The organism is Parvibaculum sp. (genome assembly GCF_045863935.1).
Lineage (GTDB): Bacteria > Pseudomonadota > Alphaproteobacteria > Parvibaculales > Parvibaculaceae > Parvibaculum.
The window spans coordinates 1-11,718 of sequence record NZ_BTVP01000021.1 but is presented as its reverse complement, the minus strand read 5'-3'; the positions used below and the strand labels follow the sequence as shown (position 1 = coordinate 11,718).

9 protein-coding genes and 1 other RNA gene are annotated in these 11,718 nt (G+C 64.2%); 7 read left to right on the top strand and 3 right to left on the bottom strand.

All coding sequences use genetic code 11. The annotated features are described in order from the left end of the window. Positions 1-13: 13 nt before the first annotated feature. Positions 14-110, bottom strand: an RNA gene (gene ffs / locus ACKUUH_RS10335) — signal recognition particle sRNA small type. 144 nt (positions 111-254) lie between these two features. On the opposite strand from ffs, the gene nudC reads away from it, so the two are divergent. Beyond that, a complete protein-coding gene (nudC, locus tag ACKUUH_RS10330) occupies positions 255-1,202 on the top strand; it encodes an NAD(+) diphosphatase (protein ID WP_407949836.1) in 948 nt (315 codons plus the stop codon). On the opposite strand, the gene ACKUUH_RS10325 is transcribed toward nudC, so the two are convergent. Together ACKUUH_RS10325 and ACKUUH_RS10320 are read right to left on the bottom strand one after the other, a co-directional pair. Next, positions 1,203-2,069: a prephenate dehydratase gene (locus tag ACKUUH_RS10325; protein ID WP_407949835.1), complete on the bottom strand. Its 867-nt coding sequence runs from the start codon at positions 2,067-2,069 to the stop codon at positions 1,203-1,205. Continuing rightward, positions 2,066-2,845 carry a 3-deoxy-manno-octulosonate cytidylyltransferase gene (locus ACKUUH_RS10320; protein WP_407949834.1) on the bottom strand — a complete coding sequence of 260 codons (780 nt, stop codon included), beginning with the start codon at positions 2,843-2,845 and terminating at the stop codon, positions 2,066-2,068. Before ACKUUH_RS10320 ends, ACKUUH_RS10325 begins: the two co-directional genes overlap by 4 nt. Positions 2,846-3,142: 297 nt before the next feature. Between ACKUUH_RS10320 and ACKUUH_RS10315 the strand changes: the two genes are divergently transcribed. From ACKUUH_RS10315 to ACKUUH_RS10290, 6 genes are all read left to right on the top strand, one after another. Further along, entirely contained in the window at positions 3,143-3,754 is a 612-nt protein-coding gene (locus ACKUUH_RS10315) for a c-type cytochrome (protein ID WP_407949833.1), read from the top strand. A gap of 223 nt (positions 3,755-3,977) precedes the next feature. After that, a complete protein-coding gene (locus ACKUUH_RS10310; protein WP_407949832.1) occupies positions 3,978-5,981 on the top strand; it encodes an extracellular solute-binding protein in 2,004 nt (667 codons plus the stop codon). Further along, on the top strand, positions 5,978-7,837 hold the full coding sequence (locus ACKUUH_RS10305; RefSeq protein WP_407949831.1) for an extracellular solute-binding protein: 1,860 nt from the start codon (positions 5,978-5,980) through the stop codon (positions 7,835-7,837). Before ACKUUH_RS10310 ends, ACKUUH_RS10305 begins: the two co-directional genes overlap by 4 nt. 4 nt (positions 7,838-7,841) lie before the next feature. Beyond that, complete coding sequence (locus ACKUUH_RS10300) at positions 7,842-8,951, top strand: microcin C ABC transporter permease YejB (RefSeq protein WP_407949830.1); 1,110 nt, start codon at positions 7,842-7,844, stop codon at positions 8,949-8,951. A 1-nt stretch (position 8,952) separates the two neighbouring features. Further along, positions 8,953-9,978, top strand: a complete 1,026-nt coding sequence (locus ACKUUH_RS10295; RefSeq protein ID WP_407949829.1) for an ABC transporter permease — start codon at positions 8,953-8,955, stop codon at positions 9,976-9,978. Continuing rightward, complete coding sequence (locus tag ACKUUH_RS10290) at positions 9,975-11,603, top strand: ABC transporter ATP-binding protein (RefSeq protein ID WP_407949828.1); 1,629 nt, start codon at positions 9,975-9,977, stop codon at positions 11,601-11,603. Before ACKUUH_RS10295 ends, ACKUUH_RS10290 begins: the two co-directional genes overlap by 4 nt. Positions 11,604-11,718 lie beyond the last annotated feature (115 nt).

Below are 11,718 nucleotides of genomic sequence, written 5' to 3'. Positions count from 1 at the left end.
AACGGGGGAAACGGGTGGGAGACTGGACAGCGACCCGAGAGAAACTCGTTACGGCTGCTTCCTTCCGGATCTGACCGGGTTGGCGAGGGACTCGTCCGCGCCAGCCTCCCGAGGGGGACTATATCAGGGGAACGGGCCGCGGATGCAAGGTCTTGACCCCGAATCATCGGGGCCGTCCAAGGAGATTGAGCGGATTTACGCGCTGTGCCAGTCTGCGCCACCCCGCCATTCAACAAACCAATCCGGAAACGCCGATGGCCCTGCCCGAAAACCCGAATATTTTCGCCAACAACCCGCTCGACCGCGCCAGCTACCGCCGCACCGACAAGACCTGGATCGAGGAGCAGCTCGCGAGCCCGACCAGCCTCTTCGTGCCGATGTGGAAGCTGCAGCCCTTCGTGCTGCCGGAGGCGAGCCCCGGCGAGGGCAAGGATATCGGCTGGATGCGCGCCGCGCTCATTCCGGAACTCGCGGGCGATGGCTGCGTCGTCTTTCTCGGCATCAACAAGCGCGGCAAGGCGCTCTTCGCGGCCGATGTGAGCGGGCTCAAGGATCCGGAAAACCACCCCGCCCTGAAGGGGCTCGGCGCCTTTGAGGATCTGCGCGCCGTCGCCATGGCGGGCGAGATCACGCCGACCGAACTCGCCATCATGGCGCAGGCGAAGTCGATGATCGACTGGCACAACCGCCACGGCTTCTGCTCGGTCTGCGGCGCAAGGAGCGAGATGGCGGACGCGGGCTACAAGCGCCAGTGCCCCTCCTGCAAGGCGGAGCATTTCCCGCGCACGGACCCCGTCGTCATCATGCTGGCGATCCATGACGGCAAATGTTTCCTGGGGCGCCAGAATATCTGGCCGAAGGGCATGCATTCGGCGCTGGCGGGCTTCGTGGAGCCCGGCGAATCGATCGAGGAGGCGGTGGCCCGCGAACTCGGCGAGGAGGCCAGCATCAAGGTCTCGTCCGTCACCTATCACTCGACGCAGCCCTGGCCCTATCCCTCGTCGCTCATGATCGGCTGCCACGCGATTGCCGATTCGGAAGATTTCGAGATCGACGGCATCGAGCTTTCCGGCGGACGCTGGTTCACACGCGAAGAGACGCAGGCGATCCTCGCCGGCAAGGGCGACGGCACGGCCTGGTTCCCGCCGCCTTTCGCCATCGCGCACCAGCTCGTGAAGGCCTTTGCGGAAGGAAAGGTCTGATTACCCGGCCGCAATCGCCGCGCGGTAGGGATGGGCCTTGTAGATGCCGAGGATGCGCAGCTCGTTCGTGAAGAATTCGAGTTCTTCCAGCGCGAGGCGGACGTTGCGCGAGTCCGGGTGCCCTTCGATATCGGCGTAGAACTGGCTGGCGTTGAAGGTGCCCTCAAGCTGGTAGCTTTCGAGCTTCGTCATGTTGACGCCATTGGTCGCGAAGCCGCCCAGCGCCTTGTAGAGCGCGGCCGGCACGTTGCGCACGCGGAAGATGAAGCTCGTGATGACGGGGCCTTCGTCGGGCCCGGCATCGTCCGGCTCCTTCGCCATGATGATGAAGCGCGTCGTGTTGTGCGCCGCGTCCTCGACATTCGCCCGCAGGATATCGAGACCGTAGATGTCCGCGGCTAGCGCCGTTGCAATGGCGGCCTGCGACTTGTCGCCCGCTTCCGCGATCTGACGCGCCGCGCCCGCCGTGTCGGCGGCGACAACCGCCTTCAGGCCGAGTTCGCGGATCGCGCGGCGGCACTGGCCGAGCGCATGCACATGGCTGTGCACGGATTTGATGTCCTCGATCTTCGTACCCTTGAGGCCCAGCAACTGATGGCGCACGGGCAGGAAATGCTCGCTCACGATGTAGAGGCCGGTGCCGGGAATGAGGTGATGAACGTCCGCGACGCGGCCCGCGAGCGAATTCTCGATCGCGATCATGGCGAGGCGCGCGCGTCCCTCCTGCACCGCCGCGAACACGTCCTCGAACGTGTCGCAAGGCAGGGCCACCATGTCCGGAAAAGCCTCGCGGCAGGCGATATGCGAATTGGCGCCGGGTTCGCCCTGAAAAGCGATCAGCGTGCCGGCGTTGGCGGTATCCGTCATCGTGCAGGTCTCCCGGATAGCGCCGTGCGGGCTTTTTCAAGGTCGGCGGGAGTATCGACACCGAGCGGAACGGTGTCAACGAGCGCCACCTCGATCGCCATGCCCGCTTCGAGCGCGCGCAACTGCTCAAGCTTTTCGCGCTGTTCGAGCGGCGAAGGCGGCAGCGCGACGAAACGCGCAAGCGCCTCGCGGCGATATCCATAAAGACCGATGTGGTGATAGAGAGGACCATCGCCCCAAGGCGCCGTGGCGCGCGTGAAATAGAGCGCGCGCGCGAGGCGGCTTTCACCGAAGGAGGTCACGACCTTCACCACGTTCGGGTTGGTGCGTTCCTCCTCGTCGGAGATTTCCGCCGCCAGCGTCGAAATGTCGGCACCCGGACGAATGAGCGCCTCATAGGCCCGGCGGATGAGTGCCGGGTCGAGCGTCGGCAGGTCGCCCTGAACATTGAGGATGACGGTATGCCGGCCTTCCGGATCGACCTCGCTGACGGCCTGCCAGGCCCGGTCGGAGCCCGAAGGGAGGTCCGGATCGGTGAGAACGGCCTCGCCGCCCGCCGCCCGCACCGCCTCGGCGATTTCGGCTTCGGCCGCGGCGACGACGACCCGGCCGACCTCGGCCTCGATCGCCCGGCGCCAGACCTGAACGATCATCGGAGCGCCGCAGATATCGGCCAGGGGCTTGCCCGGAAGCCGGGTCGAGGCCATGCGAGCGGGAATCACCACCAGCGGGTGTCCGGCCCTGTCCCCTGCCCCGGTCTTCGCTCGCTCAGCCATCGACTTGCCCCTCTCTTCCCGATCTTGCCCGCGGTGCGGCGGATCGCCGCAACCCCTGCCGGTACCACAAGCCCGGCGCCCTGCCGCGAGTGCCCCGCTGCGCCATGGCTGTGCATTTTTCCTTGATACACGCGGATTTGGCGCACTTATACGGCTTGCGGCGCAACGGCGGAAGCGGCTAATCTCCGCGCCAATTCCGCGGGGGCCTCGCTAATTGGCGGAAACGCGCATTTTTTGCCTGTTCAGCCGTCCTGGCTACCCGATCACCACATAACGAACCGGCCGGAGCAGGAGCTTATGGACTCTTTCGAATTCAACAAGTTTGCAGGCGCGGTGCTCGGCTCCGTCCTCTTCATTCTTGCCGTGTCCATTCTCGCCGAGACGCTCTACGAGACGGAAGAAGCCAATCCGCAGGCCTATGCCGTGGCGTCCCTCGAAGAGGGCGGCGAAGGCGGCGGCGAGGCGGCTGAGGCCCCCAAGGAAGTGCCGCTGGCGACGCTGCTCGCGCAGGCCGATGCCGGCCGCGGCGAGAAGGCGGCCAAGAAGTGCACCGCCTGCCACACCTTCGAGGAAGGCGGCCCGGCGCGCATCGGCCCGAACCTCTATGGCATCGTCGGCGCGAAGCACGCCCACATGGCAGGCTTCGCCTATTCCGCCGCGATGCAGGAGAGGTCTTCCCAAGTCTGGAACTTCGAAGAACTTAACCACTTCGTCGCCGATCCGCGCGGCTACATCCCCGGCACGGCGATGAGCTTCGCCGGCATCAAGAAGCCGCAGGAGCGCGCCGACCTTCTCGTCTATCTGAACTCGCTCGGCTCCAACAAGCCGCTGCCCGAGGCCCCGGCCGAAGAAGCGGCGCCCGCCGAGGAAGCGGCACCTGCCGAGGCGGAAGCGCCCGCCGCCGAATAAGCCCTCGACAGCACAAGGTTTTCAGGACGCGCCCGGAGCAATCCGGGCGCGTTTTCTTTTGTCGCTCCCTGCTCGCGCCGCTCACCCGGATGACTTTGTTTTAATGGGCTAAAACGTCTAAAACAGGTCACAATAAGAAGCCAATCGAGGGGGCGCGGCACGGCGGCCCGATATGTTCGGCGTCCCGCGCCGGGCAAGAGGGAGGATGAGTGTGCGTGGTTTCATGACCAAACCGGTCCTTGCCGGTGCGGCCATCATCATTCTGGTGATTGCGGCGATTTTCTTTTTCTCGGGTGACAGCGCGCCGGATCGCGATGCCGATATGGCGCGCCCCGCCGTGCAAGACAAAGACCGGGCGGCTGGCGAAGCCTCCGTGGAACCCGCCCGCGAAACATCGGAACGGCCAAACGAGATCGTCACGCAGGCGGTCGAGGCGGAGAATTTCGACCCCACCATACCGCGGCACGGCTCCTCGCTCTTCGGCGAACTCAAATACGCGCCCGACTTCCAGCACTTCGACTATGTAAATCCGCAAGCGCCGAAAGGCGGCATGCTGCGCTACGGCGCCTTCGGAACCTTCGACAGCCTGAACGGCTTCATCGTCAAGGGTCAGCCGGCGGCCGGCATCAATCTGATCTACGACACGCTGATGACGTCGAGCCTCGATGAGCCGGCTTCCGAATACGGGCTCATCGCCGAAAGCGTCCGTCATCCGAAGGATTATTCCTCCGTCACCTATACGCTGCGCCCGCGGGCGAAGTGGCATGACGGCAAGCCGGTGACGCCCGATGACGTCGTCTGGACCTTCGAGACGCTGAAGAAAAGCCACCCCTTCTACAACGCCTATTACGCCAATGTGGTGAAGGCGGAGAAGACCGCCACTCACGAAGTGACCTTCACCTTCAACCAGACAGGCAATCGCGAGCTGCCGCAGATCGTCGGGCAACTGCCCGTTCTGCCGAAGCACTACTGGACGGGCCAGAATGCCAAGGGCCAGCCGCGCAACTTTGCGGAGACGACGCTCGAACCGCCGCTCGGCAGCGGCCCCTATCGCGTCGGCAAGGTGTCGCCCAACCGCTCCGTCACCTATGAGCGCGTGCCGGATTACTGGGGACGAGACCTGCCGGTGAATGTCGGCACGAACAATTTCGACCGGATGAGATTCGAGTATTACCGGGACGGCACCGTCGCGCTTGAGGCGCTGAAAGGCGACCGTGTCGACTTCCGCATCGAAAACAGCGCCAAGAACTGGGCCACCGAATACGACATTCCGCCGGTCCGTCGAGGCGACCTGAAGAAGGAAGAAATCCGCACGATGAACGCGGCGGGGATGCAGGCCTTCGTCTTCAACACCCGCCGCGACAAGTTCAAGGATGCCCGCGTGCGCGAGGCCTTCAACTGGGCCTTCGACTTCGAGTGGATGAACAGGAACCTCTTCTACGGTTCCTACACGCGAACCGGCAGCTACTTTGCAAATTCGGAACTCGCCGCACGAGGGCTTCCCGAGGGCCGCGAACTGGCGATCCTCAAGCAGCATGAAGACAAGCTGCCGCCCGAAATCTTCACCGAGGTCTACGAGAACCCGAAGACCGACGGCAGCGGCAACAACCGCGACAATCTGCGCCGGGCAGCCGGGCTTCTGAAGGAAGCGGGCTGGACGGTGCAGGAGGGAAAGCTCCGCAACGAAGCGGGAGCGACGATGAAGGTCGAGTTCCTGCTCGACCAGCCCACATTCGAACGCGTAGTCGCGCCCTTCCAGCAGTCGCTGAAGAAGCTCGGCATCGAGGCGACGATGCGCACCGTCGATACGCCGCAATATCAGAACCGCACCGACAATTACGACTTCGACATCATTATCGACACGTTCGGTCAGTCTCTTTCGCCCGGCAACGAGCAGCGCGAATTCTGGGGCTGCGAGGCGGCGGAGACGGCGGGCAGCCGCAACACCGCCGGCATTTGCGATCCGGCCGTCGAGGCGCTCATCGACCGCATCATCTACGCGACGAACCGCGCGGACCTCATAGCGGCGAGCCGGGCGCTCGACCGCGTCCTGCTCTCCGGGCACTACGTCGTGCCGCAATGGTATTCGCCCAATACGCGGCTTGCCTATTGGTCGCGGCTGAAGCATCCCGAAAAGATGCCGCCTTATGCGATCGGCTTCCCGGCGATCTGGTGGGCGGACGAGGCCGCGCCGCCCCCCGCCCCCAAGCCGGACGAGGCCGAATGAAGGGCTTTCGCGTGCCGACACGGCGGCAGGTGCTCGCGCTCACGGCAAGCGCCTTCGCTGCTGCGTCGTTTCCGCTGTCGCTTGCGCGCGCCACGGAAGGCGCAAGGCGGCACGGCATGTCGATTTTCGGCGAGCTCAAATATCCGCCGGACTTCACGCATTTCGACTACGTGAACCCGCAAGCGCCGAAGGGCGGCACGTTTTCGCAAATCGGCCCCACCGCCGCCTATAACGCCTCCTTCTATACATTCGACACGCTGAACGGCTACATCCTCAAAGGCAACGCGCCGCAGGGGCTCAACCTCCTTTTCGACACGCTGATGGTGCGCGCCTTCGACGAGCCCGACGCCCTTTACGGTCTCGTCGCCGAAAGCGTCGAGATATCGGATGACGGCAACAAGCTCACCTTCCATCTACGCGACGGCGCCCACTTCCATGACGGCACGCCGCTCACGGCGGAAGACGCCGCCTTCTCCTTCATGCTGCTGAAGGAAAAAGGCCATCCGCTGATCGCGCAGAACGTGAAGGAGATGACCTCGGCGGAGGCGGCGGACGAGCGCACTCTCGTCGTCACGCTGACGGGCAAACAGACGCGCGACCTGGCGCTTTTCATCGCCGGCACGCTGCCCATCTTCTCGAAGGCCTTCTACACGGAACATGATTTTGCCGACGCCTCGCTCACCCCGCCGCTCGGCAGCGGCCCCTACAAGGTGGGCGATATCCGCGCCGGGCGCTTCGTCGCTTACGCGCGCGTGGCGGATTACTGGGCGAAGGATTTGCCGGTCAATCGCGGCCAGTGGAATTTCGACACGGTGCGCTTCGAATATTTCCGCGACCGGACCGCGCAGTTCGAGGCCTTCAAGGCGGGCGGCTATCTCTTCCGCGAGGAATTCACCTCGAAGACATGGGCGACCGAATACGACTTCCCCGCCGTGAAGGATGGCCGCGTGAAGCTGCTCACCCTGCCCGACGACACGCCATCCGGCGCACAGGGCTGGTTCCTCAACACGCGGCGGCCGAAATTCCAGGACATTCGCGTGCGCGAGGCGATCGGCCTTGCCTTCGATTTCACCTGGACGAACAAGAACCTCTTCTACGATCTCTACAAGCGCACCGAGAGCTATTTCGAGAACTCGCCGATGAAGGCGACGGGCGAACCCGATGCGGACGAACTGGCGCTGCTCGAGCCCTGGCGCGGCGAGGTGCCGGACGCCGTGTTCGGCCCCGCCGTGACGCCGCCCGAAAGCGATGGCTCGGGTCAGGACAGGGCGCTTCTGCGCCGCGCGGCGGCGCTGCTCGACGAGGCGGGATGGAAGATCGCCGATGGTGCGCGGCGCAATGCGGCGGGCGAGGCCTTTTCCATCGAATTCCTCGACAACGATCCCATGGTCGAGCGCCTCGTCGCGCCGCTTGCCAAGAACCTGCGCCTGCTGGGCATCGAGGCGCGCAGCCGCCAGATCGATTCCTCGCAATATCAGCTCCGCCGCGACAATTACGATTTCGACGTCGTCATGCAGCGCTATTCGCTGAGCCTCACGCCCGGCGTCGAAGTGCGCAGCTACTGGTCATCCGACTTCGCGAAAATCCCCGGCGGGCGCAACCTGTCCGGCATTTCGAGCCCCGCCATCGACGCGCTGATCGAAAAGGTCATCGCCGCGCCGACCCGCGCGGCGCAGATCGTGGCCGCGCGCGCCCTCGACCGCGTGCTCAGGGCCGGGCATTACTGGGTGCCCCAATGGCACAAGAACGTCCACAATCTCGCCTTCTGGGACAAGTTCGCCTGGCCTGAAACGAAACCGGCATATGATCGCGGCGTGCTCGCGACCTGGTGGGCCGCCGGAACCGAGGATCGATAGCCCCATGTCCGCCTATATCATCCGCCGCCTGCTTCTGATGATCCCGACCATCTTCGGGATCATGCTTGTGAGCTTCGCGCTGATCCAGTTCGCGCCGGGCGGGCCGATCGAGCGGATCGTTGCGCAGCTTCAGGGCACGGAGGTGTCCGCCACCGCGCGCATCGGCGGTTCGGCCGGCGGCGATTTCGGCGCGCAGGCGCAAATGTCCGGCGCGGACAGTTCGATCAACAGCAAGTATCGCGGCGCGCAGGGCCTCGATCCGGAATTCCTGAAATCGCTGGAAGTGCAGTTCGGCTTCGACAAGCCCGCGCATGAGCGCTTCCTCATGATGATCTGGAACTATGCGCGCTTCGATTTCGGCGAGAGCTATTTCCGCGACGTGAGCGTCCTCGGCCTCGTCGCCGAGAAGCTGCCCGTGTCCATCTCGCTCGGGCTCTGGACGACGCTCCTCACCTATCTGATTTCCATTCCGCTCGGCATCCGCAAGGCGATCCGCGACGGCAGCCCCTTCGACACATGGACGAGCGGCGTCATCATCGTCGGCTATGCGGTCCCCGGCTTCCTCTTCGCCGTGTTCCTGATTGTGCTCTTCGCGGGCGGTTCCTACTGGTCGGTCTTCCCGCTGCGCGGCCTCACCTCCGACAACTGGGAGAGCCTGAGCCTTGCGGGCAAGGTGCTCGACTATCTCTGGCACATCGTCCTGCCGGTGACGGCGCTCGTCATCGGCTCCTTCGCCACGACGACGCTGCTCACCAAGAATTCCTTCCTCGACGAGATCAAGAAGCAATATGTGATGACCGCGCGCGCGAAGGGCCTCTCCGAGCGCCAGGTGCTCTACGGCCATGTCTTCCGCAACGCCATGCTCATCGTCATTGCGGGCTTTCCCGGCGCCTTTGTCGGCGCCTTCTTCACCGGCTCGCTGCTGATCGAGCAGATATTCTCGCTGGACGGGCTCGGGCTTCTCTCCTTCGAGTCGATCGTCAACCGCGACTATCCGGTCGTCTTCGCGACGCTTTACATCTTCGGGCTGCTCGGCCTCGTGATCAGCCTCCTCTCCGACCTCACCTATACATGGGTCGACCCGCGCATCGATTTCGAGACGAGGGAGGTCTGACATGCGGCCCCTCAGTCCCATCAACCAGCGGCGCTGGCGCAACTTCAAGGCCAACAGGCGCGGCTACTGGAGCCTGTGGATCTTCGCGGCGCTCTTCGTGCTCTCGCTCTTCGCCGAACTCATCGCCAACGACAAGCCGCTTCTCGTCACCTATCAGGGCGAGGCCTATTTCCCCGTCTTCATCGCCTATCCCGAAACGGAATTCGGCGGCTTCTTCGAGACGGAGGCGGATTACCGCGATGCCTATGTGCAGGAGCTGATCCACGACACCGGCGGCATCATCGTCTGGCCGCTGATCGAATATTCCTACCGCACCATCAATCTCGACAGGCGGGCGCTCTCGCCGCCTTCCGCCGACAACTGGCTCGGCACGGACGATCAGGGCCGCGACGTCGCGGCGCGGCTCATCTACGGCTTCCGGATTTCCGTTCTCTTCGGGCTCACGCTCACCGTTCTCTCCTCGATCATCGGCGTGGCGGCGGGCGCCGTTCAGGGCTATTTCGGCGGCTGGACGGACCTCATCTTCCAGCGCTTCATCGAAATCTGGACGAGCGTGCCGCAGCTTTACCTCCTCATCATCATCGCCGCGATCATCGAGCCCAATTTCTGGATCCTGCTCGGCATCATGCTGCTCTTCTCCTGGGTGGCGCTGGTGGGCGTCGTGCGCGCGGAATTCCTGCGCGCGCGCAATTTCGAATATGTGAACGCGGCGCGCGCCTTCGGCCTGTCGAACGCGAAGATCATGTTCCGCCACCTGCTGCCCAATGCGATGGTGGCGACGCTGACCTTCATTCCCTTCATTCTCAATTCCTCGATCACGACGCTCACCGCGCTCGACTTCCTCGGCTTCGGCCTGCCGCCCGGTTCGCCCTCGCTCGGCGAGCTTCTGCAGCAGGGCAAGGCGAACCTTCAGGCGCCCTGGCTCGGCTTCACCGGCTTTTTCGCCATCGCAACCATGCTGAGCCTTCTCATCTTCATCGGCGAAGCGGTGCGCGACGCCTTCGATCCCCGCAAGGTGCTGCGATGAACGCGCCCCTCGTCACCGTGAAAGACCTGTCCGTCGGCTTCCGCATGGACGGAGAAGAAACCATCGCCGTCGACAAGGTCTCCTTCGACATCCGCCCCGGCGAGACGGTCGCCCTTGTCGGCGAATCCGGTTCGGGCAAATCCGTCTCGGCGCTGTCGATCATGCAGCTTCTGTCCTATCCGCAGGCGTTCCACCCGTCGGGCGAAATCCTCTTTGAGGGGAAGAACCTGATCGGTGCCGACGAAAAGACGATGCGCCAGATCCGCGGCAACAAGATCACCATGGTCTTTCAGGAGCCGCTGACCTCGCTCAACCCGCTGCACACGATCGAGCGGCAGGTCGGCGAAGTGCTGATCGAGCACAAGGGCCTGCGCGGTCCCGCCGTGCGCGCGCGCGTGCTCGATCTTCTGACGCGCGTCGGCATTCCGAACCCGGAAGAAAGGCTCGCCTCCTATCCTCACCAGCTTTCGGGCGGCCAGCGCCAGCGCGTCATCATTGCGATGGCGCTCGCGAACGAGCCCGACCTTCTCATCGCCGACGAGCCGACCACCGCGCTCGACGTGACCGTGCAGGCGCAGATCCTTGCGCTCCTCACGGAGCTCAAGCGCGAGATGGGCATGGCGCTCCTCCTCATCACGCATGATCTCGGCATCGTCCGCAAAATGGCGGACCGCGTGAACGTGATGACGAAGGGACGGATCGTCGAGCACGGGCCGGCGGAAGACGTCTTCACCGCGCCGAAACACGACTACACGAAACATCTTCTCGCCTCGGAGCCGAAGGGCCGCTCGCTCGGCGCGCCGAAGGACGGGCCCGTGGTCATGGAGACGGACGATCTCAAGGTCTGGTTCCCGATCCGGCGCGGCCTTCTCAGAAAGACAGTCGGCCATATCAAGGCGGTGGACGGCGTCTCGCTTTCGCTGCGGCAGGGACGGACGCTCGGCGTCGTCGGCGAATCCGGCTCCGGCAAGACGACGCTCGGCCTCGCCATGATGCGGCTTCTTTCGAGCGAGGGCGGCATCCGTTTCGAGGGGCAGAACATTCAGGGCCTCAAATCGAAAGAGCTGCGTCCGCTTCGCCGCGACATGCAGATCGTCTTCCAGGACCCCTATGGCTCGCTTTCGCCTCGCATGTCGGTCTCGCAGATCGTCGGCGAGGGGCTGCAGATCCAGCAGCCCGAAATGCCGGCAGAGGCGCGGCGTGCCCGCGTCGCGCAGGCGCTCGCCGATGTCGGCCTCGACCCGGCCATGCAGGACCGCTACCCGCACGAGTTTTCCGGCGGCCAGCGCCAGCGCATCGCCATCGCCCGCGCCATGGCGCTCGATCCGCGTTTCGTGATGCTGGACGAGCCGACATCCGCCCTCGACATGTCGGTGCAGGCGCAGATCGTCGATCTGCTGCGCGACTTGCAACGCAGGAACAACCTCGCCTATCTCTTCATCAGCCACGACCTCAAGGTCGTGCGCGCACTCGCCGACGACATCATCGTGATGAAGGACGGCAAGGTGATGGAGGCCGGCAGCGCCGACGAGGTCTTCGATCATCCAAAGACGGCCTACACGAAAGCCCTCATGGCCGCCGCCTTCGACCTCGAAGCGGCACCGGAAGGCGTGGTTTCGGAGTAGGAGGCAATCGTCGGTGCGATTGCCTCAGTTACTCCGTGGACAATAAAAATTCAGTGTCATCCCACTGCCGTCCGGTTTAATTTTCAATCCCGAATTTAACCGTCATGACCCGGCC